The sequence below is a fragment of the Oceanobacillus jordanicus genome, from assembly GCF_022095695.1.
Classification (GTDB): domain Bacteria; phylum Bacillota; class Bacilli; order Bacillales; family Amphibacillaceae; genus Oceanobacillus_B; species Oceanobacillus_B jordanicus.
The window spans coordinates 20,317-41,585 of the sequence record NZ_JAIFZM010000022.1 but is presented as its reverse complement, the minus strand read 5'-3'; the positions used below and the strand labels follow the sequence as shown (position 1 = coordinate 41,585).

Sequence of the window (21,269 nt, the reverse complement as noted above, 5' to 3'; positions counted from 1 at the left end):
GTTAAAAACCTGAGAACACGAGTTTTTACTCGTATTCTCAGGTTACTAGTTTACTATTATGCACGTATACCTAAAAACTTTTTCACTTTCTGAAAAACACCTTTTTCATCTTCAAGAGATTGAAGGGGAACCGTTTCACCAAGAATTCTTCTCGCAATATTACGATAGGCAATAGAAGCTTTCGAATTTGGCTGGAGAGCTACGGGCTCCCCACTATTAGATGCCTTTATAACATCATCATCATCCACCACAATCCCGATTAAATCGATGGATAAAATTTGCACAATATCATCAATCTCAATCATATCGCCATTTTTCATCATATGGTTACGAATACGGTTAATAACGAGGAGTGGTGGGTCAATACTTTCCTGTTCTAAAAGCCCTACAATGCGATCAGCATCTCTTACACTTGATTTTTCAGGAGTAGTAACAACAATTGCTTTATCAGCTCCCGCTATAGCATTTTTAAATCCTTGCTCAATGCCTGCAGGACAGTCAATAATTACATAGTCATACTCTTGCTTCAATTCTCCAACAATCTTTCTCATACCTTCTTCTGTAACAGCCGACTTATCGCTTGTTTGAGCTGCTGGCAAGAGGGATAAGTAATCAAAACGCTTGTCTTTAATCAAGGCTTGTTTAAGTTTGCAACGCTCTTCTATTACATCAACAATATCGTAAATAATTCGATTCTCAAGCCCCATCACAACATCCAAGTTTCGCAAACCAATATCAGTATCTATCAAGCACACCTTTTTATCCATAAGCGCTAAACCCGTACCTATATTGGCTGTCGTAGTTGTTTTCCCTACTCCACCCTTTCCAGATGTAATAACAATTGCTTCACCCATTTTGCATTCTCCTTCCGAATCCGCTTATTTCGCTTTTATGTGAAAGAACTTGTAGTCGGTCTATTACGATTTTATCTTGTTCTTCATCAATGAGACCACATTCCATATACACACCATCAGATTCATAATCTGGAGCACGACTGATATAGTCTGCAATTCTAAGCTGACTTGGCTTCATATAGGAGGCTGTGATAAAAGCCTGCTTGTCACCATTAATGCCTGCATGAGCAATTCCATTCAGTCTTCCCATTATGTAGATATTACCTGTCGAAACAACTTTTCCTCCAGGGTTTACATCTCCTATCAAAAGTAGGTCGCCTGTAACTTCCAGCATCTGTCCTGAACGTATAATACGATTAACTGTTTTAACCTCACTCGCTTCTTGCCATTGCAAAGCTTCGTCTCTTCGGACCACATCGGAGACAATCGAGTCAATCGTAAACCTTTCATCCTCGGCAATAATTTTTCTCAATATTTCTTTCTGTTCTTCCTGTACATATCTATTACCTAGCTTCACTTTAACGGATACAACCGGTTCATCATGCTTCGGGCGGCTTGCATGTATTTTTTCACGCAATTCATTTAAAGCATGCTCAAAAGTACAGGAATCATCAACAAATAAAGTGAGTCCTTCCTTTGTACCCTTTATGGTTATAAACTGTTTTTTATCAAGCATGATTACTCACCTCATTACTGTTACCTTAGCAATAATTCAACTTACTATCAGCGTTTCAAGAACCCGATCGTTACAAACACTTCTTCAATGGTACAAACATAGTAGCACAATGCTTTTTATAATGTATTACTTCTAGATAATTGTTCCTGCCCCCAAGTAGTAAGACGCTTTACTACAATAGGATAAAGAACGACCAAGAAAACAAGGTTGGAAATAAGTGTTGGAAGTAAACGTGTCATAAAGTAGTCCTTCCACATCATATCGTTTACTCCTGCTACCAAATAAATAACATGGATAGAAATATCGGAAAGTATGACCGCTACAGCCCCCAATAAAATGCTGACATGAATATTTCCGTGCAACATTTTATTCAAAAGATGAATAATATATATAGCAAATGCATAGGAAAACATATATACACCTAATATTCCCGTATATACCACATCAATTAACAGACCAAAAGTAAGTGCATAAATGATAGAAAAGTAGGTCGTCTCCTTATCATAAAAAATCGTGATAAAGACTAGAAATATAAGAACCCAGTGCGGCACAATCAGCAGATCTCCTGTTAAAAGACTTCCTGGTAAAAGATCTAGTGCCACACCTTCCATTACAAGAAATAGAAACAGGATTAGTGGGAGGTATAGCCGTTTCATTCAGCCTCCTCCTCACTGTCTGCTGTGTCCTCTTCTTCATCCATGGCTCTGTCCACCACGATTACTTGGTTTATATCATACATATCGGCAGCTGGCTCTACTAAAGCAGTGCGTGTTAATCCATATTGATCTGGTACAACTTCTTTCACTTCACCGATTGGTAAACCAGAAGGAAAAACACCACCTAGTCCGGAGGAGAATACTAACTCTCCTTCCTTAAGGTCTTTATCTGATTCCTCTATTATTCGGAATAAAAGGGAGCCAGATTCTTCATCATATTCTTCTATCATACCTCTTATATCTTTATCGCTGTCTTCACGAGAAACAGAGGCAGAAATCCGGTTAAATTGATCAAATCCTGTTAATAACTGTACCTTAGCAGTAGACGAAGATGTAGTAAGGATCTTTCCAATCATGCCGTCGGGTGTGATGACAGCCATGTTCTCAGCTACCCCATCATCTTTACCCTTATTAATCGTAACTTGTTCAACCCAACGTTCCGGAGATCGAGACATGACAGAAGCTTGGATTGGCGTAAAATTACGCAATTGATCTGATTCCTTTAGATCCGCAATTTCTCTCAGTTCTTCATTCTCCGCTTTTAATCCTTGGACTTCATAAATTAATCCTTTATACTCTGCCAATTTCTCTTTCAATACCTGGTTTTCTGTGTACGTGTCACGAAAATCATCAATATTTGTAAAGATGTCGGTTATAAAATTAACTGGTGTGTGTACTACTTTTTGTGCAAATCCTACTGTATCAAGTACAAACTGTTCGGCAATCGTTAAATTCGCCCTATCCCTTAATGAGAAACCAATCAAAGCAACAAGGACGATAAAGCCAATCAAAAAAATAAATAGTTTTCTTCTACGTAAAAATGACATCTTAACACCTGCTTAATCTATTGTAGGTCGTGATGATACATTCGGATGGGAACGGAAATGTTGAATGTAATCTAAAGATTTACCTGTACCGATTGCTACACTTTCTAGCGGGTCCTCTGTAACAAAAACAGGCATTTTTGTTTCATCACTGATAACCTGGTCAATGTTTCGAAGAAGAGATCCTCCACCTGAAAGAACTATTCCACGGTCCATAATATCTGCCGCAAGTTCGGGTGGCGTCTTCTCGAGTGTCGTCTTTACAGATTCTACAATAGCTGTCACCGTATCTTCAAGTGACGTGGCAATTTCTTTTGCTGTGATCGTGATAGTTTTCGGCAATCCTGTTAACAGATCACGGCCCCGTATGTCCATCTCATCGTCTCCAGTAACTTCTCCCGCTGTTCCAATATCCATTTTAATAGACTCAGCAGAACGTTCACCAATGAGTAGATTATAATTCTTTTTAATATAAGAAATAATCGCCTCGTCCATATCATCTCCAGCTACACGAATGGATTGGCTCGTTACAACGCCACCCAATGAAATCACTGCTACTTCTGTAGTTCCGCCACCAATATCTACAATCATACTTCCAGTCGGTTCCCATACCGGAAGGCCAGCACCAATAGCTGCAGCAAATGGCTCTGAAATTGGAAATGCCTCTTTCGCACCTGCTTGCTTAGTGGCATCAATGACAGCTCTTTCCTCCACCATGGTTATCCCTGAAGGAACACAAACCATCACGTTTGGTTTTTTTGCAAAATAAGATCGATTTTTCATTGCTTTTTTTATATAGTATTTCATCATAACTGCTGTCGTATCATAATCAGCTATTACTCCATCCTTCATTGGACGGATAACTGTAATGTTACCAGGTGTTCTGCCAATCATATTACGGGCAGAGTTTCCAACTGCTTCCACATCACCTGTTTGAATGTTTTTCGCTACAACAGAAGGTTCACGTACTACCACGCCTTTTCCTTTTACAAAAACCAGAGTATTGGCGGTACCCAAGTCTATTCCCAAATCTTGAGATAAATTAAAAATTCCCAATCAAATCTCCCTCTCCAAAATCACACTATATCGATTATTTATATGTTTTGTGCTGTCAGGTTCTTTACCTTCATTACATGCACGCACTTAAGACTGCCTGAGTAACAATCTTAATAGCGCCACTTTCAAAATAAAATCGAAAAATGGCGCTGTCTATATGTTCGTCAATATAATTATACGAGAAAATCCATAAAATAGATAGTATTATCCATAACCTCTATTAGGATTTTTAACATGTTTCGATTGCAAACGATATTATACAAACATATCTTAATTAAAGTAAGACAAGTTAATTCGGTTGTATATCGTTATTTCGTGGAAGTGTGGCGTTACATTTCGCTATGTATGGGCATGCGCTATGCTTATAATTATTTTTCTTTTATTCCTTTTCTATTGGTTTCATGATATTATTTGTAATCGGTCTGAGTTCAAAAAGTAATTGAACCCAGACCTTTTTTGCAACCCTGTAATGTGCCAAATAAATATGATCGTTAATTTATTTCGATTCCAACATGTTTTGAATTGTCTCTAACTGCCTTTCCAGATTTTCGAGCCTTTTTTTCTAACTGTTCATCTTTTTTATTCTGTAGGATTTCTTCTTCGATTGCTTCTTCAATAGCTAATGATGCCGCATAGGTCCCTAATGCATCTCCCAATGTACTGAGTAATCCTGCGACCCAGGCGACTTTTAGACTTCCATAAAGCGTTGCATCTTGTTCTGGTGTAGAGCTTTTGGCATTATTTTTGTAATTCTCATTCATGCGTCCCAACCCCTGTACATTCACATCTTATAAATAAAATATTCGAGTTGGGCATTTTCCGTTAATACTATTTACCATCTAATAATCTATTCTCATTAAAGTTCAATTCCCAATCGAAACATATTAGGTTAGAGTTGCCACGTTTTGTCTTACTATTTACACATATCCTTTTTCTTTCAAAGAGACAAATTTTCGATCTCCGATAATAAGATGATCTAATAGCTCAATACCGATCATTTTTCCTGAGTCAACTAATCTTCTCGTTACATGGATATCTTCTTTAGAGGGGGTGGGGTCCCCTGAAGGGTGGTTGTGGATGACGATAATAGAAGCTGCTGAACGTTTGACTGCCTCTCTGAATACTTCTCTAGGGTGAACGATGGAAGCATTGAGACTGCCGATAAAAATGGTTTGCCTATGAATGACTTGATTCTTCGTGTCTAGGAAGAGAACAACAAAATGCTCTTGTCGTAAACTGCGCATTTCTTCCATGACATAATTCGCTCCGTCTTCTGGGGACCGAATGACATAACGAACATCCGGTTTGTATTGATTCATACGCTTTCCCAGTTCAATTGCGGATAAGAGTTGAACACCTTTTGCAGAACCAATCCCTTTAATAGCGGTCAATTCTTCGATTGTTGCATCGTGCAACAGTTTGAGCCCTTCAAAATGCATAAGTACACGATTTGAAAGAGCCATTACAGATTCAGCTTTCGTCCCCGTACCAAGCAAGATAGCCAGTAATTCCTGATTTGATAGGTGGTCTGCACCATATTCCAGCATCCTTTCGCGAGGGCGATCATTTTTGGGAACATTTTTAATCATAATGGAGGAAACTGTCATCGTCTATCATCCTTTCTTTGATATCCTCCATTATATAATTACTAGCGAGCAGAACAACTCTATAAAATAATATTTCCGTCATTAGCCTTTTTGGTAAATATGCTTTTTCTACTAGATAAAATCCTTTATTTAAATAGGTTAGTCATTAGATAATCTAATTGTTTATAGTTACTCTATTATTGCTTATCCGCTGAATTCGTATAGAGATTCCACAACAAAAGAAGTTGATGCTGTGCCTTCTGTGAAGATAAATCTTCTGCCAATTCCGCGCTGTTTCTCACTTCTTCAGCAAGTGCACTGAATTGACCAGCTTGTTTGGGTATTAGTTGAGCCAACTTGTCCCATGTTTCTTTTTCAAAAGGACGTTCATTAGAAAGTCCCTTTTTGGTTTCAATCCAATTTTTTTGCAACTGTTCTAACCAAGCTTTGTTATCTTCTGATACATGCAACGTACCTGCTCCAGTACTCCATTCCTTCACATAAAATTCTAACCCGTCCTTGGTCATCTCGTCCCGAAGCTGTGTTGCTCCCTCTTTATCTTGTGCCATTCCTGCCAGGAGATAGAATTGATTGTCTTTCTCCCACAAAATGGTCGATACGCCGGCTTCTTTATATGTTTCAGCCCATTCTGAAGCATTCTCTCTCCCTGAAAAAACACCTGCTTGTAAAACAAAAGCGTTCACTGGTTCAAGTGCTACTTCGGCATTACTACTTTCCTTATTAGCTGTTTCTATTTCTGCCGGGACAGCAGCGCTACCATTTGTTGGTACCTCTGGATCAATCGTCCCAAACATTCGAAGCATGATGATTCCCAATAATGTCCCTACCCCCAATGCAGAGGCAATGGTAAGCAAAACAGGCTTAAGAGCACCCCAACGTTTAGGCTTATTCGATTTTGAATTATATTTATTCGGCATCTTTCTTTGAAAAAGTGGTACGTCCTCATTATCCTGCAGTCGTTCCACCGATGCTGCTGCTTCTTCCTTGGACCGGGGGTCAGACAATTTACTTGAAGAGGTATTTACTTTCACCTTAATCTGCTTCCCGTTTTCCCACAACACGACCATTTTGTCCTTGTCCACATTTTCCCCTCCGATACTGGAATGGTAGTTACACACACTCTAGCATACGTCGTTTGAAAAGTAAGAAGAATCTTGTCACACTATCAAAAAACCTTTAGACATAAATCGCCGTTTCAAAACATAACTAATCAATTTAAACGACAGACTTTACCTTTTAGATATATCGAAAAAGCCTTCAACCTGCATAATAAAGTGAAGAGAGCCTGTAATGAAATACACAGCGTTTGCATCATTCATTGCGTTAACCGCTTCACGCCATGGAACAAAGTACAGAGAAGGATCGTTAACAAGAAATGATTGAAGATCACCTTTACTAGCTGCACGAGGATGATCGAACGTTGTTAAGGTTATCGTAGCAAAATAAGCCCGCAGTTTGTCTAGCATTGCCTCCACGTCTTTGTCTTTAAAAACACCAAACAAAAGATGCCTTTCCTTGCTCGGATAATAGGTCTGTACAGAAGAAAGAAAAGATTCAATTCCGTCTGGGTTATGTGCACCATCCAAGATCACCTGCGGATCACGACAAACTTGCTCAAATCTTCCAGGCACTCTTGTATGCTTCATAGCTGTTAGGGCAACAGGTAGATCCATCATATAACCTTTTTGCTTAAGTAGTTTTATTGCCTTTACTGCTAAAGCAGCATTTTCCGCCTGGTGAACGCCTTTCATTTGCAGTTGCAATGTGTGAGTCATAGGAGAGCCATCCTGCCACGTCACATGCTGTAAATCGTTTTTAATTACTGGTGTACGAATGGTAAAGTGGTCGCCGAGTTGATAAAGATCTGCTTCACACCTGTTTGCTTCCTCTACAATGACGCGATTTGCATTCAGCTTCAGATCACCTGTAATAACAGGTATTCCATTTTTTATAATGCCTGCCTTATGGAAAGCAATTTGCTCTATACGTTCGCCCAAAAAGCCAGTATGATCCATAGCCACATTTGTTATAATGGATAGGATCGGTACAAAACAATTTGTGGTATCCTCTCTACCACCCATACCAGCCTCTATAACAGCAATATCGGTATGCTGGGAAAAATAGAGACATGCGATTGCTGTCATAATCTCAAACTCTGTCGGATGCATATCCTGCTCATCGAGTACGTTAATAACTGGGTAAAGCCTATTTAGCTCTATGATGAACTCACTTTCGGTGATTGGTCTGTCTTGGTTCCAAATATGCCCAGTTAACGTTTGACTAGGTGAAGAAAATAGCCCTGTTTTGTAGTTATTGGCTATAAGTGCGTCTTTTAAGAAATGAGAGGTTGACCCTTTGCCGTTCGTACCAGCAATATGAATAGCTTTCATCCGTTTTTGCGGTTCGTCGGAAAGTCTCAATAGTGCTTGTATTCGCTCAAGGCCAGGTTTAATTCCGAAGGTTTTTCTTTGTTCAAAGAAATCAACCACCTGGTCAAATGTTGCAAACATATATATCCCCTACCTATAGTGTATTATGATAGTTTAAGTTCTAGAAATCTTAAACTAGAATTAGTATAGCAGAAAGGAGCATTCTCATGAATTTACACGGTTGGATTGTTTATAATGGAAGTCTAAAAGGTAATAAGTTTCTCGACTTTGCTGAATGGATACAAGAGGCAGCCTTAAAGCAAGGGAGTTCCACAACTATCTATAAAAATAATGAGTTGCTTGTATCATTACAAACAAATAAAATAAAAATCTTATCTGATAATTTGCCATCATTACCGGATTATGTCGTTTTCGCTGATAAAGACATCTATCTTGCAAAGCAACTGGAATTACTTGGAATTCCAGTGTTCAATCGTTCATCTGCAATTGAGGTAAGTGATGACAAAATCGCTACGTTTCAGCAACTATCCCAATTTGATATTCCCCTGCCAGCTACTATTGTGGCCCCGAAGGTATTTATGAAAGACAATACTCATTTAGAGGACGTACATATCATTGCCAAAGAACTCGGGTTTCCTCTAATAATTAAAGAAGCTTTTGGGTCATTTGGCGAGCAAGTTTATCTAATCCATGACGAAGACGAACTACACAAAAAGATACTTGAACTCCAAGGAAAACCATATCTTTATCAAGCTTTTATTTCCTCCAGCTTTGGAAAAGATCTTAGGCTTCACGTAGTCGGCGATCAAGTGGTGGCTGCCATGAAACGACAATCATTGAATGATTTTCGCGCTAATGTATCTGCCGGCGGCACCACGCAAACTTACACTCCTTCAGTTCAAGAAGAAGAGTTGGCTATAGCCGCGACCAAGGCAATAGGAGCAGATTTTGCTGGAGTGGACCTACTTATTGGCGAGGACGGACACCCCATCGTTTGTGAGATTAATTCTAACGCCCATATACGCAGCATGTTTGATTGCACTGGAATAAATGTAGCCGACTATATGGTGCAGTATATTTTAGAAGTTATTAAGAGCGGAAGAAAAAGGAATAGCCATGATTAATGGGTGGCTTATTTATGATAAAGAAAAAGCAGAGGAAAATCACTCTTATATAGACTGGTTTATATCAGAGGCTTCCCAGCAAGATGTCTTGCTTTCCCTAATTTACAGAGAAGATCTCCTCATTGGGATAAGTAATGATCAGCCCATAATAAAATGGAAAGGTGAGTTCGTCTCCTTTCCAGACTTTGCCGTTATAAGAACAATTGATACATTGTTAAGCAAACAACTTGAGTTCATTGGTATTCATGTCTTTAACTCATCTGCAATATCATATATGGCGAACAACAAGGCAATGACACATCTTGCTATACAACGATTAGGTATTCCAATGTTAGACAGCTTTTTCCTTAGAAAAGAAGATGCTTTGCATGGACAACCTCCTATCGATTTTCCATTTGTTTTAAAAGAACCGCATGGTAGAGGTGGGTCCCAGGTATTCTTGATCGAGGATATCTCCATGTTCGATCAATCAATCCCTTACATAGATTCTGACTATATGGTGATCCAGTCATGTAAGGTACAACTTGGTAAAGACATTCGTGTATTCGTAGTTGGGAAAAAAATAATCGGGGCAGTCTTGCGAAAGAGTGACAAAGACTTCCGTGCCAATTACAAACTTGGTGGATCTGCTGAAGCTTATGTATTAAGTGAGAAGGAACAAAGCCAAATTGAAAGAATCATCGCTTCATTTAAATTTGGAATGGTTGGTATCGATTTTTTATTGGATGAAAAAGGAACCCTTCTGTTTAACGAAATAGAAGATATTGTTGGTTCGAGGACACTTAGTGCTGTTAGTGATGTCAATATTTTAAAGATCTATATTCAGCATATTAAAGATGAATTGAACAGGAACCAGGCTGGAACAGAAGAATTCTATCAAAAAAAGTCCGAACTATGATTGTTTTCTACTCAATCTAGTTCGGACTTTCATTTGCAAAAGAAGTGACATCCTAATTTTGAAGTGTATTTCAGGTGTGATAATAAGAGATCCTATATCGCGTCTAGTTTTTCACTAATAAAATAAAATAAGTTATGTCACGACCTCTTTAACTTAACGTTATTTCAATTCCTGCAATCTTGCCTTCACTTTGGCTTGCTTATCTAAATAATCTTTTTCTTTCTGTTTCTCTTCTTCTACTACATGATCTGGCGCTTTGCTGACGAAACCTTGATTCGCTAGCTTTTTCTGAACACGTTCGACTTCTTTCGTCCATTTTACTAATTCATTTTCAAGCCGCTCTATTTCTTTAGCAAAGTCAATCAATCCTTCAAGTGGGAAGAAAAGCTCCGCTCCAGTAACAACCGAACTCATCGCCTTCTCAGGTACTGAAACCTTCTCAGCTATCTCTAACTCACTTGTATTACAAAAACGTTCAAGATAATGACGATTATGTTCCAACTCTGCTGAAATAACGGCTGATTCGGTTTGGATAAGCAGTTTAATTTGTTTAGACATTGGTGTGTCTACTTCAGCTCGAATATTTCGCACTGATTTGATGATTGAAACGAGACGTTTCATTTCATTTACCGCTTGTTCGTCTTCAAATGCAGGATTTTCTTCTGGCCATTTTGCAATGGTGATAGAAGTTCCTTTATGTGGTAACTGTTGCCAAATTTCTTCTGTAATAAATGGCATGAATGGGTGCAACATACGCATCGTCTGATCTAAAACATAGGCAAGTACAGAGCGAGTTGTCTTTTTCCGGTCTTCATCCTCACCATACAATGGTAGCTTTGCCATCTCAATATACCAATCACACAAATCATCCCATATAAAGTTGTATAAATGACGACCCGCTTCACCGAACTCGTATTTCTCATTATTTTTTGTTACATGCCCAATTGTCTCATTAAGTCTGGCCAGTATCCATTTATCTGCTAGAGATTTTTCCCCTGACAAATCAATGTCTTCATACGTAAAGCCTTCCATGTTCATTAGTGAGAATCTAGAAGCATTCCATACTTTATTGGCAAAATTCCAAGTTGATTCAACTTTTTCCCAATGGAAACGCAGATCCTGCCCTGGGGTAGACCCTGTTAATAAGAAGTACCGTAGAGAGTCTGCTCCATATTTTTCGATGACATCCATTGGATCAACACCGTTTCCAAGGGATTTACTCATTTTCCGGCCTTCTGCATCCCGTATTAATCCATGAATTAATACGTCATTAAAAGGTTTAACGTCGGTGAATTCCTTCGATTGGAAGATCATTCGTGCGACCCAGAAAAAGATAATATCATATCCAGTCACCAATACACCTGTTGGGAAATATCGTTTAAAATCGTCCGAATCTGTATCTGGCCAGCCCATTGTAGAAAATGGCCACAATGCAGAAGAGAACCATGTATCAAGTACATCCTCATCCTGTACCCAGTTTTCACTGTCTTCAGGAGCTTCTTTGCCAACATACAATTCATTTGTTTCTTTATGATACCAAGCAGGAATCCGATGGCCCCACCACAACTGTCGAGAGATACACCAGTCTCGAATATTATCCATCCAATTCAGATAGGTGCGTTCAAATCGATCTGGTACAAAATTGACTTTATCTTCTGTTTGTTGCATTTCCACAGCAGCATCTGCCAGTGGTTGCATGTCTACAAACCATTGGGTAGACAGATAAGGCTCTACAACTGCCCCACTTCTTTCCGAATGTCCCACTTGATGAGTATGGTCTTCTATTTTAAATAGCACGCCCATATCCTCAAGATCCTTCACTATCTGCTTACGGCAATCAAAACGATCTAAACCTTCGTATTTCCCAGCCTTTTCATTCATTGTTCCATCCTCGTTCATAACAAGGACTCTTTCCAGGTTGTGTCGATTTCCTATTTCAAAATCATTCGGATCATGTGCGGGAGTTATTTTAACAGCTCCTGAACCAAATTCTCTATCTACATAATCATCGGCAACAATTTCTATCTCCCGACCAGTAATTGGTAAGATAACTTTCTTACCAATTAAATGGCTATAACGCTCGTCTTTCGGATGTACGGCAACTGCTGTATCACCAAGCATCGTTTCAGGCCGAGTGGTGGCAATTTCGATATACTCGTTACTATCCTTAATTGGATAACGTAAGTGATAAAATTTCCCCTGTACTTCTTCGTAAATAACCTCAATATCTGAAAGCGCAGTTTTGGTTTTCGGATCCCAGTTAATAATATATTCACCACGATAAATCCAGCCTTTTTCATACAATTTAACGAACACTTCTTTAACTGCCTCTGACAAACCTTCATCAAGCGTAAAGCGTTCACGAGAATAATCTAATCCTAAGCCTAATTTTTCCCATTGTGAACGGATAAAATCTGCATATTCGGATTTCCATTCCCAGGCAGTTTCGAGAAATTTCTCTCTACCTAACTCATAGCGGTTGGTTCCTTGTTCCTTTAGCTTCGCTTCTACTTTGGCCTGAGTAGCGATGCCAGCATGGTCCATACCAGGAAGCCATAGTACATCATATCCCTGCATTCGCTTCATTCTTGAGATCGTATCCTGCATCGTCGTATCCCATGCATGACCTAGGTGGAGTCTTCCTGTTACGTTAGGTGGCGGAATTACAATAGAATAGGCTTCTTTCTTAGAATCCTTTCCCTCTGCTTCAAAATACTTTCCATCTAGCCAAAATTGATATCTGTTTTCTTCTACTTCCTGCGGGTTATACTTTGCAGACAGTGCTTGTTTTTCTTGTTCACTCATACTTCATCCTCCTTTTTTCATTTAGAAAAAATAGCAATCGCTAGTGGTTAACGAATGTGTACGTTTTTCTTATACTTGGTACTTCAAATTTTTAGCTACGTCGTCCCTTTTCCCTTGCTAAAAATCTCATACTTTTTAACGTAAAAAAAACCCTTTCATCCTATAAAAAGGACGAAAAAGTTCTAATTTCCGTGGTACCACCTTTGTTTACAGGTCACATACAGACCTGTACACTTCATTAATTGATAACGGTTCGTAACCGGCATTCTCCTACTAACGTAAGCGTTCAAAGATGCAGCATCAGGAGCGACCTTCCAGAATACGCTCAGCCGGGAAACTTTCACCATCTGTTTCCCTCTCTTTAGACAGCTCATTCTGTACTCTTCTCCATCATCACTATTATAATATCTAGATACATTTTATAGTTAAGCTGTATTTACGTCAACTATTATTTAGCAGGGTTGCACAATCACCCTATGTTTATACATAGTATATTAAAACACACACCAAAAGTGAAGGGGTAGAAAGGAGAAGATTATAATGGCCCGTTATTACCGGTATAAACTCCCACCATGGGCAAGAAACTGCTTATTTGTAGCCGAAAAGGTCACATTACCTATCCTGATATTTCAGTTAGTCCGCACATTATTTTTTCCGACTACATTTGATGTTTTTTTACTTGGTTTAATCGTTGGGGTCTTTATAGCTTTTTATTTGGAGTGGATTTAGCTATCTAGATCATCAAAATTAATTGTTTCGTGCTCCTTTTCCACATAATCAGACCATTTCAGGCCAAAAGTCAGCTGTCTGTATGCACGTTGTAATTGTCTCGTTCTTGCTAACATTGTTTGGTTTGAAGGGTCTTCAAGATATTCTTGAACTAACCGAAAATAGGAAGATGGGTGCAGTAAATGGATTGTTAAAAGCTGTAACTCTTTTTCAGTTAGTTCATTTTCCTTTATGTAAGAATGAAATTCCTCAGTATATGCAGATATTGGAGCATCATAATCAAGCGTTTCGGAACGATAAAAACGCACTAAATCCATTGTAGCATTCTCATATCGTGCTTGTTCCCAATTAATAAGCTGGGCATTGTTATGATGCACTATGTGATCTCTGCTTAACTGCCCATGACAAAAACTACTATTCCAGGTTACTTGCTCATCGTTGGACACATAAACAAGTTGATCCAGGCGATTATTCAAAACTTGAAAAACCATTTCAATATCGCGAAACTGTGAGCATACCAATAATTCAAATGGAGACATATAGTGGTTTCGCTCAAAACGATCAACCGTTCTGTTTAATTCATTAAAAAGTGTTTCACAAGCCTGCTTGTATGTACCAAACTCACGAACGAAAGTGTCTTTTTCAATTTGTTTAGTCTGTTTCGTTTTTGCATGCACAGCACCAAGGTTGCTATAAAAATCGGCAATGTTTCGTTCCGTGCCCCTACCGTTATCATGGTCGACCCATGGGGAAAGATAATAAAAGCTACTGAGATGTTCCTGATATAGTTGACCATTTCTTGTCATATATACTGGCAAAATAGCATGTAGCTGATGATACTCAGCCAATTTAAACGACTTTTCCCAATTTGCGATCGTACTGGAAGACAGCTTGCTTTCTTTTAGTGCATAGTTGCGATTTCCATCGCTTATTTTCCATAAACGTTTCGTAATCTTTTCTATAGTCAATGGGTATACAGAATACGACTGCAATATATATTCGGCTTCCATTCTAGCTCACCACCTTAGAGGAATTGTTATTCCCGTCTTTGCTCATCTTTCTATCTAGTAGAGATTTATTTTTTCCTAACATGTAAATAAGTACTACCCCTTGTTTTTAACCAAGGGGCAGTGAATTAAATTTTATCTCTTCTTTGGAATGTATAACAGCTGTCCCTCCGACACTTCAAACGCATCATCGAGCTGGTTTTGCTTGATAAGTTGTAGTGTTGTAACCTGATAGCGCTCTGCAATAGATTCGATTGTATCCCTTTCTTGCACGATACAAAGACGCATCTTTGTATATTTTTCCTCCTCACTATCACGGAACATGTCTGATAGGTAGCTAACATCCTGAACAGGGTCTTCACGGTTTTCTGAACTATCCTGTACGTCATACTCTACCGTGGATTCTTCCCAATCTTCTTCGTTTTCTTCTACATCTAATATCTCAGATTCACTTTCACTGCTACTTTCTTCTGGTGCAGATTTGTTAAAAAACTCACTAAAGGACTTCGTTTCTTTATATTTCCATCTGCCTTCTTCTGTTTCTTCTTTACTACCATCATCCAACTCTTTTTTAAGTTCTGGAATTTCAGGAGGAGAAAACGGAAAGGCTTTAACCTCTTCTAATGGCTCTTCCTTTTCTTTTAACTCAAACTGAAAATCCAATTTTTCTCTATCTAATAGAGACTCGTCATCTTGTATTTCCTCTTCTTCCCTTTCTTCATTGCCTGTTTCATCTGGCTGCTCATCCTCTTCTTGCGTCTCAAATGAATGAGCTGGTTGTTCCGTGTCATCTCTTAATTGTTGCTCTGCGTTCGCTACCTCTTCCACGTCTGTTTGGTCTATTTCACTTCTCGGTGTTTCCTTTATTTCACTTATCCCATATATCTCAATGGTAGAATACAGCTTAAGACTACTTTCATCTGGAATCTCGTAATCAAAGGAATCGATATAGACCGACACATCATTAAGATTGTGTACGCGATAGGTAGGAACAGAAATTTCCACTGGGAAACGGTGGGTAAATTCCACTCTACCATCTGGGTATTCTTCGACTTTTTCAACAAAACGCTTTGCTTGATAGTCTTCTAGTTCAATCGTATCTTCTTTCTGAGAAGCAACCTTTTGATATTCCCCTTTTAACTCTATTACTCCACGTATGGAAATGTATTCATTAAAAGGTTGTATCGAAATATCAGGTTCTAACGAAATGCCTTTCATCTCCGCGACTTCCTGACCTCTTTCAAAAGAAAGAACTTCATTCAATTCAAAACTAAAAACTGAGCGATTATTTGACACCTAGCTTCCTCCCTTCAACATATTCCATATGTTTATATGTCTTATTCATCTATATGAACGACAAATTAGGGATATGCTTGATTTAGCCGATTCGATCTATACCCTCAAAAAAAGAATGGACATACCAGGAAAAAAAAGTGTAGAAAAATTTACTTTCAAACGCTTATAAAGTGAAACTTCAATTAGTGGAGGTTTTCAATATCCCCCACTGATTGTTAGCTGAACGAATCGGGGCGTTAGCGTCCGTATACTCCCACTAAAAACTAACGGTTTTACTTTATGTTTTGAAGTGGGAGTCTTACGGACGGGTGCACCGCGATAAATGAATAACCATTCATTTCAATTAAAATGAAAAGCCGTGCGGACTCGACTTCTCAAGGAATTCGAATCACACACGGCTTTTCTATAGCAAAGTTTTAAAATTATTTATTTATTGACGCGAAGGCATGGTTAACAGCACTAATTGTCTTTTCAATATCTTCATCAGTGTGTGAGGTAGAAAGGAATAATCCTTCAAATTGCGAAGGTGGAAGGAATACTCCCTGCTCCATCATCGCTCTATAATATTGAGCAAAATAATCTAAGTTGGCTGATTGTGCCGTCTCATAATTAATTACCTCTTGATCAGTAAAGAAGACACCTACCATGGAACCCGCCCGATTAATCTGCAGTGGAATGTCATGGGCATGAGCAGCTTCTTTAAATCCTTCCATCAAGCGATCAACTTTTTTATTTATTTGCTCATAGGAGGATTTGTCTAAAGCACTAAGTGTCTCCAGTCCCGCCGTCATTGCAAGTGGGTTACCTGATAAGGTACCTGCTTGATAAATTGTCCCCGTTGGAGCTACCTTTTCCATAATTTCACGCTTACCACCGTAAGCACCTACTGGCAAACCGCCACCAATTACTTTCCCAAGGCATGTTAGATCTGGTGTCACTCCAAAGTGGCCTTGAGCACAATGGAAGCCCACACGGAACCCTGTCATTACCTCATCAAAGATAAGAAGTGTGCCATTTTCTTCCGTGATATTACGCAAATCCTGTAGGAAGGAATCCTTAGGAGGAACAACACCCATATTTCCGGAAACTGGTTCAACAATTACTGCAGCAATATCATCGCCAAATTGTTCAAATGCATAGCGAACACTTTTCATGTCATTATAAGGCACAGTAATGGTGTTCTCTGCGATTCCTTTCGGTACACCAGGACTATCCGGTAGACCTAATGTTGCTACACCCGATCCTGCTTTTATTAATAAGGAGTCACCGTGGCCGTGATAATTCCCTTCAAACTTAAGAATCTTGTCCCTTCCGGTAAACCCTCTTGCAAGCCTTAAAGCACTCATGGTAGCCTCTGTACCAGAATTAACCATTCTCACCATTTCTATGGATGGCACACGATCAATAACCAATTGTGCCAACTCATTTTCCAGTAAAGTTGGAGCACCGAAGCTTGTCCCTTTTTCAACAACTTCTTTTAATTTACTAACTACTCGGTCATCTGCATGTCCTAATATAAGGGGTCCCCAGCTTAGTACATAATCGATATATTCATTACCATCAATATCGTAAATTCTGGAACCTTTGCCTGATTGCATGAATACAGGTGACATGCCAACAGATTTAAATGCACGTACAGGAGAATTTACTCCGCCTGGCATTAAATCAACCGCTTCTTTGTATGCATCTTCTGAATTTGTTAAATTAACCATATCGAATCAATCACCTCTATTGAATTTTATCCTGTCCCGCAGGTAGGCTCTTACTTTTCATTCAACCATTTCGCTACATCTTTTGCAAAGTATGTGATAATTAAGTCTGCGCCTGCACGTTTCATAGAAGTTAATTTTTCCATCACAAGCTCTTTTTCATTAATCCAGCCATTTAAAGCAGCTGCTTTTACCATGGAATACTCCCCACTCACATTATAAGCCACTACAGGAACATTCGTATTGTTTTTAACATCGCGCACAATATCTAAATAAGAAAGGGCAGGTTTCACGATTAAAAAGTCTGCACCCTCTGCAACGTCTGATTCAGCTTCTCTCAATGCTTCCTGGCGGTTTGCAGGATCCATTTGGTACGTTTTACGGTCCCCAAATTGTGGCGTACTGTCCGCAGCATCACGGAATGGGCCATAAAATGCTGAAGCATATTTTACGGCATAAGACATGATTGGGATATTTGTATAGCCCGCTTCGTCCAACGCATGTCGAATTACAGTTACAAAACCATCCATCATATTAGATGGTGCAATAATGTCTGCACCCGCTTCAGCCTGTGATACAGCTGTTTTCGCTAACAGTGGAAGAGATGCATCATTATCAACATCATGATTATGAATTAGACCGCAATGGCCATGTGACGTGTATTCACAAAGACATGTATCTGCTACAACAAGAATTTCAGGGTAGACTGCTTTTACCTTTCTCGTAGCTTGTTGTACAATTCCTTCCGCAATAAATGCACCTGTACCTTCTTCATCCTTATCGTTCGGTACACCAAACAACATAATTGCTTTAATTCCTAAATCATGGATCTCCTTAAGTTCTTCTTCTAAACGATCGAGGGTTACCTGAAAAACTCCAGGCATGGAAGGAACCTCGTTTTTAACATTTGTTCCTTCTAATATAAATAAAGGGTATATAAAATCATCGGTGCTTATTTTTGTCTCCCTTACTAATGAACGCATGGAAGCAGAACTACGTAGCCTGCGATGTCGTTTAAACTCAGATGTATTTGACATATTATCTATCCCTTCTTTGAAATGTGATCACTTATGCTTTGTATCATTCCATCAATGGTGAATTTAGTTGGTGTTAAAATATATTGAAACCCAAGCTCTCTTGCCCTTTGACTCGTTGTGCTTCCTATACAAACACAGGGGATGATATCTGGTATATTCTCCACCATTTCACAAAAAGCTTCAACGGTTGAAGGGCTAGTAAAGCTAACATAGTCTAAATTATTCTTGCTAACGGCTTCAATAAGCTGAGGTTTTCTTTCATAACTGAAATGTGTATCATATACTTCCAGCATATCAAAATCCAACCCAGCTTGACGAAATTTCTCTGGTAACACCTTCCTGGAGCGATTGCCCCGAATGAGTAACAATTTTCCAGGGACAGGAAATCTCTTTAAAAAATCGCTTGCCATTGTGTTCGCATCATATGTTTCTGGTGTAAAGGTTTCCTCATACCCATATCGCTTCAAAGCACTACTCGTTTTTTCCCCTACTGTGGCAATTTTGGCGGAAATAGAAGAAGAGTTCTCTAGCTTTTTCCTTAACTCAAAAAAACAATCGACTCCATTAGCACTTGTAAACAAAATCCAGTCATATTGAGATAGGTTTCTCAATACTTCCCAAGTAGAATCTGTTTCTTTACACACGATTTCTAACAGAGGAACGACCACTGGATTACCCCCGAATTGGGTAATTTTATCGGCAAAGAGATTTGCCTGTTCTGCTCCCCTTGTAACCAAAATGTTTTTTTTCATAAGGGAAAAAGACATTAGCTGTCAAACTCCTCTTTTACCCTCTCCACTATTTCTTTAGCCCCTTGGTTGGCAAGTAGACGTGCAGCTTCTTCCCCAACTTTATAGGGATCTGTGCCGCGTACAACCTCTTTCAAGATAGTTTTACCATCTGGTGTTCCTACTAGTGCTGTTAATACTATCTCTTCTTTATCCAAATAAGCATATCCGCCAATTGGAACCTGGCAACCACCTTCTAATAAATGAAGGAAGGTCCTCTCTGCCGTTACCGTTATTGTTGTATATTGATCATTAATTAGATTTAGAAGTGTATGCAACTCTTGGTCATCTTCACGACATTCAATAGCGAGTGCCCCTTGTCCAACTGCCGGCACACAAACCTCTGGTTCAAGGTATTCTGTAATAAGTTCTTCACTCAAACCAACCCGTTTCAAACCAGAAACAGCCAGAATAATGGCGTCATAGTCTTCTTCCTGCAATTTACGAATCCGCGTTTCAATATTTCCACGAATCCACTTGATTGATACATCTGGTCGTTCAGCAAGCATTTGCGCAGCACGTCGTAAACTACTTGTTCCGATAATGGCACCCTCTGGAAGATCCTCCAGGGCCACATTTCCTTTTGAAATAAAGGCATCACGGTGATCTTCACGAATCGGTATAGAAGAGATTGTCAGTCCCTCTGGCATGCTTGATGGCATGTCTTTCATACTATGTACAGCAAAGTCGATTTCTTTGTCATACATTGCCTGCTCGATTTCTTTTACAAAAAGCCCTTTTCCTCCAACCTTAGAAAGCGTAACATCGAGAATCCGATCGCCCTTCGTTACAATTTTTTTTACTTCAAACTCATTCTGAACGCCAGCTTTCTTTAATTGTTCAATTACCCAGTTTGTTTGCGTAAGGGCAAGATTACTTTTCCTTGAACCAACTACGATTTTCCGCATAAATATCCTCCTATATGATCGTTAAAAGTGAAAATTTGAAAGTACACTAAATAAAAAGAAGTTTACCAATAATATCAGAAATGCTGCAGAATTATATATTGCAATGCGCTTCCCATTATACCCACGACCTACCCGTAATAAAAGATATACAATATAGACGAGCAATACGAGAATGGATCCCGCTGTTTTTAGATCAAACCAATAAAACTCTGAGCTGGATACGTAAGCCCAAACAACGCCTAGCGTGATGGCAATTAATAACAAAGGCACTCCGATTGTGATCGCTAGTAGCGCATACCGATCCAACATTTTTAAATCTCCTAAACGCCATAACCATTTTAAACCTTTCTTCTCCTTCAGTATTCGATATTGCGCAATATACATTAGTGAGCAGAAAAAGGAAAGCGTGAAGAAACCGTAAGATAATATAGCCAAGGAGATATGGGCCACCAGCATTTCATCTACTATTCGCACTCCACCTGTTGCGAAAGTTTCTTGAGCTTTTGTGGAAATATAGAGTAATAGAATAAAGAAACTAAATAAATTAATGAAAAACAAAATAAAGTGAATCGTAAATAATGCATTTACGATAAGCGATAATGTAAGAAGCACCCAGGAATAAAAGAAAAGGCTGTCTGTAAACGTGAAAATTGGTAAATTATGTTCTAAAATGACTTCAAACAGCAAGAATAACGTTTGAATAACCCATACCATACAAAGCAACCAGAAAGCTGTTTTATTTGCCTTCCGGTTGTTCTGGATGAAATCAATAAAGTACCCAATCAAACTTAGTCCATAAATAATTAAAATGAATTCATAAACCCATTTCAGTTCAAACATCATCT

General features: G+C 38.9%; 20 protein-coding genes and 1 other annotated feature. Of the genes, 3 read left to right on the top strand and 17 right to left on the bottom strand.

Translation table 11 applies throughout. The features are described from left to right. Positions 1-56 precede the first annotated feature (56 nt). The 9 genes from minD to K3T81_RS18270 form a co-directional block, all read right to left on the bottom strand. Entirely contained in the window at positions 57-854 is a 798-nt protein-coding gene (gene minD / locus K3T81_RS18310) for a septum site-determining protein MinD (protein WP_036572282.1), read from the bottom strand. Beyond that, positions 847-1,530: a septum site-determining protein MinC gene (gene minC / locus K3T81_RS18305; RefSeq protein WP_238022077.1), complete on the bottom strand. Its 684-nt coding sequence runs from the start codon at positions 1,528-1,530 to the stop codon at positions 847-849. Before minC ends, minD begins: the two co-directional genes overlap by 8 nt. A 116-nt stretch (positions 1,531-1,646) precedes the next feature. After that, positions 1,647-2,186: a rod shape-determining protein MreD gene (mreD, locus tag K3T81_RS18300; protein ID WP_238022076.1), complete on the bottom strand. Its 540-nt coding sequence runs from the start codon at positions 2,184-2,186 to the stop codon at positions 1,647-1,649. Continuing rightward, complete coding sequence (gene mreC, locus K3T81_RS18295; protein WP_106897055.1) at positions 2,183-3,073, bottom strand: rod shape-determining protein MreC; 891 nt, start codon at positions 3,071-3,073, stop codon at positions 2,183-2,185. Before mreC ends, mreD begins: the two co-directional genes overlap by 4 nt. Positions 3,074-3,085: 12 nt before the next feature. After that, positions 3,086-4,126 (bottom strand): rod shape-determining protein, encoded by a 1,041-nt coding sequence (locus K3T81_RS18290; protein ID WP_036572273.1) that lies wholly within the window; start codon positions 4,124-4,126, stop codon positions 3,086-3,088. A 491-nt stretch (positions 4,127-4,617) separates the two neighbouring features. Next, on the bottom strand, positions 4,618-4,887 hold the full coding sequence (locus tag K3T81_RS18285) for a hypothetical protein (protein WP_238022075.1): 270 nt from the start codon (positions 4,885-4,887) through the stop codon (positions 4,618-4,620). 156 nt (positions 4,888-5,043) lie between these two features. Next, on the bottom strand, positions 5,044-5,733 hold the full coding sequence (gene radC, locus K3T81_RS18280; protein WP_058949373.1) for a RadC family protein: 690 nt from the start codon (positions 5,731-5,733) through the stop codon (positions 5,044-5,046). A gap of 176 nt (positions 5,734-5,909) precedes the next feature. Then, positions 5,910-6,815, bottom strand: a complete 906-nt coding sequence (locus K3T81_RS18275) for a hypothetical protein (RefSeq protein WP_238022074.1) — start codon at positions 6,813-6,815, stop codon at positions 5,910-5,912. Positions 6,816-6,962: 147 nt separating this feature from the next. After that, the gene (locus K3T81_RS18270) at positions 6,963-8,243 is read right to left on the bottom strand and encodes a bifunctional folylpolyglutamate synthase/dihydrofolate synthase (protein ID WP_238022073.1); all 1,281 of its coding nucleotides are present in this window, start codon (positions 8,241-8,243) and stop codon (positions 6,963-6,965) included. 86 nt (positions 8,244-8,329) lie between these two features. On the opposite strand from K3T81_RS18270, the gene K3T81_RS18265 reads away from it, so the two are divergent. Beyond that, positions 8,330-9,247 carry an ATP-grasp domain-containing protein gene (locus K3T81_RS18265; RefSeq protein WP_238022072.1) on the top strand — a complete coding sequence of 306 codons (918 nt, stop codon included), beginning with the start codon at positions 8,330-8,332 and terminating at the stop codon, positions 9,245-9,247. Next, a complete protein-coding gene (locus tag K3T81_RS18260) occupies positions 9,240-10,145 on the top strand; it encodes an ATP-grasp domain-containing protein (RefSeq protein WP_238022071.1) in 906 nt (301 codons plus the stop codon). The genes K3T81_RS18265 and K3T81_RS18260 overlap by 8 nt, the downstream gene beginning before the upstream one ends. 159 nt (positions 10,146-10,304) lie before the next feature. Here K3T81_RS18260 and K3T81_RS18255 read toward each other — a convergent pair whose 3' ends face one another. Further along, positions 10,305-12,950: a valine--tRNA ligase gene (locus K3T81_RS18255; RefSeq protein ID WP_238022070.1), complete on the bottom strand. Its 2,646-nt coding sequence runs from the start codon at positions 12,948-12,950 to the stop codon at positions 10,305-10,307. Positions 12,951-13,114: 164 nt separating this feature from the next. Beyond that, positions 13,115-13,353: a binding site (T-box leader), on the bottom strand. A gap of 137 nt (positions 13,354-13,490) precedes the next feature. Between K3T81_RS18255 and K3T81_RS18250 the strand changes: the two genes are divergently transcribed. Next, positions 13,491-13,679: a hypothetical protein gene (locus K3T81_RS18250; RefSeq protein WP_058949379.1), complete on the top strand. Its 189-nt coding sequence runs from the start codon at positions 13,491-13,493 to the stop codon at positions 13,677-13,679. Here K3T81_RS18250 and K3T81_RS18245 read toward each other — a convergent pair. From K3T81_RS18245 to K3T81_RS18215, 7 genes are all read right to left on the bottom strand, one after another. Beyond that, a complete protein-coding gene (locus tag K3T81_RS18245) occupies positions 13,676-14,689 on the bottom strand; it encodes a phosphotransferase (protein ID WP_238022069.1) in 1,014 nt (337 codons plus the stop codon). The two genes, K3T81_RS18250 and K3T81_RS18245, sit on opposite strands and share 4 nt — an antisense overlap. A 132-nt stretch (positions 14,690-14,821) precedes the next feature. Continuing rightward, on the bottom strand, positions 14,822-15,982 hold the full coding sequence (gene spoVID / locus K3T81_RS18240; protein ID WP_238022068.1) for a stage VI sporulation protein D: 1,161 nt from the start codon (positions 15,980-15,982) through the stop codon (positions 14,822-14,824). A gap of 422 nt (positions 15,983-16,404) precedes the next feature. After that, complete coding sequence (hemL, locus tag K3T81_RS18235; protein WP_238022067.1) at positions 16,405-17,694, bottom strand: glutamate-1-semialdehyde 2,1-aminomutase; 1,290 nt, start codon at positions 17,692-17,694, stop codon at positions 16,405-16,407. Between the two features lie 50 nt (positions 17,695-17,744). Beyond that, positions 17,745-18,728: a porphobilinogen synthase gene (gene hemB, locus K3T81_RS18230; RefSeq protein WP_106897065.1), complete on the bottom strand. Its 984-nt coding sequence runs from the start codon at positions 18,726-18,728 to the stop codon at positions 17,745-17,747. A gap of 5 nt (positions 18,729-18,733) precedes the next feature. Beyond that, positions 18,734-19,495 (bottom strand): uroporphyrinogen-III synthase, encoded by a 762-nt coding sequence (locus tag K3T81_RS18225; protein ID WP_238022066.1) that lies wholly within the window; start codon positions 19,493-19,495, stop codon positions 18,734-18,736. Then, positions 19,495-20,424: a hydroxymethylbilane synthase gene (gene hemC, locus K3T81_RS18220; protein ID WP_238022065.1), complete on the bottom strand. Its 930-nt coding sequence runs from the start codon at positions 20,422-20,424 to the stop codon at positions 19,495-19,497. The genes K3T81_RS18225 and hemC overlap by 1 nt, the downstream gene beginning before the upstream one ends. A 21-nt stretch (positions 20,425-20,445) precedes the next feature. Next, on the bottom strand, positions 20,446-21,264 hold the full coding sequence (locus K3T81_RS18215; protein WP_238022064.1) for a cytochrome C assembly family protein: 819 nt from the start codon (positions 21,262-21,264) through the stop codon (positions 20,446-20,448). Between the last annotated feature and the right edge of the window lie 5 nt (positions 21,265-21,269).

Excerpts from the sequence above, each read along its gene's own strand:
- minD (WP_036572282.1), bottom strand. The coding sequence starts at position 854 with ATGGGTGAAGCAATTGTTATTACATCTGGAAAGGGTGGAGTAGGGAAA.
- minC (WP_238022077.1), bottom strand. The coding sequence starts at position 1,530 with ATGCTTGATAAAAAACAGTTTATAACCATAAAGGGTACAAAGGAAGGA.
- mreD (WP_238022076.1), bottom strand. The coding sequence starts at position 2,186 with ATGAAACGGCTATACCTCCCACTAATCCTGTTTCTATTTCTTGTAATG.
- mreC (WP_106897055.1), bottom strand. The coding sequence starts at position 3,073 with ATGTCATTTTTACGTAGAAGAAAACTATTTATTTTTTTGATTGGCTTT.
- K3T81_RS18285 (WP_238022075.1), bottom strand. The coding sequence starts at position 4,887 with ATGAATGAGAATTACAAAAATAATGCCAAAAGCTCTACACCAGAACAA.
- radC (WP_058949373.1), bottom strand. The coding sequence starts at position 5,733 with ATGACAGTTTCCTCCATTATGATTAAAAATGTTCCCAAAAATGATCGC.
- K3T81_RS18270 (WP_238022073.1), bottom strand. The coding sequence starts at position 8,243 with ATGTTTGCAACATTTGACCAGGTGGTTGATTTCTTTGAACAAAGAAAA.
- K3T81_RS18265 (WP_238022072.1), top strand. The coding sequence starts at position 8,330 with ATGAATTTACACGGTTGGATTGTTTATAATGGAAGTCTAAAAGGTAAT.
- K3T81_RS18260 (WP_238022071.1), top strand. The coding sequence starts at position 9,240 with ATGATTAATGGGTGGCTTATTTATGATAAAGAAAAAGCAGAGGAAAAT.
- K3T81_RS18255 (WP_238022070.1), bottom strand. The coding sequence starts at position 12,950 with ATGAGTGAACAAGAAAAACAAGCACTGTCTGCAAAGTATAACCCGCAG.
- K3T81_RS18250 (WP_058949379.1), top strand. The coding sequence starts at position 13,491 with ATGGCCCGTTATTACCGGTATAAACTCCCACCATGGGCAAGAAACTGC.
- K3T81_RS18245 (WP_238022069.1), bottom strand. The coding sequence starts at position 14,689 with ATGGAAGCCGAATATATATTGCAGTCGTATTCTGTATACCCATTGACT.
- hemL (WP_238022067.1), bottom strand. The coding sequence starts at position 17,694 with ATGGTTAATTTAACAAATTCAGAAGATGCATACAAAGAAGCGGTTGAT.
- hemB (WP_106897065.1), bottom strand. The coding sequence starts at position 18,728 with ATGTCAAATACATCTGAGTTTAAACGACATCGCAGGCTACGTAGTTCT.
- K3T81_RS18225 (WP_238022066.1), bottom strand. The coding sequence starts at position 19,495 with ATGTCTTTTTCCCTTATGAAAAAAAACATTTTGGTTACAAGGGGAGCA.
- hemC (WP_238022065.1), bottom strand. The coding sequence starts at position 20,424 with ATGCGGAAAATCGTAGTTGGTTCAAGGAAAAGTAATCTTGCCCTTACG.
- K3T81_RS18215 (WP_238022064.1), bottom strand. The coding sequence starts at position 21,264 with ATGTTTGAACTGAAATGGGTTTATGAATTCATTTTAATTATTTATGGA.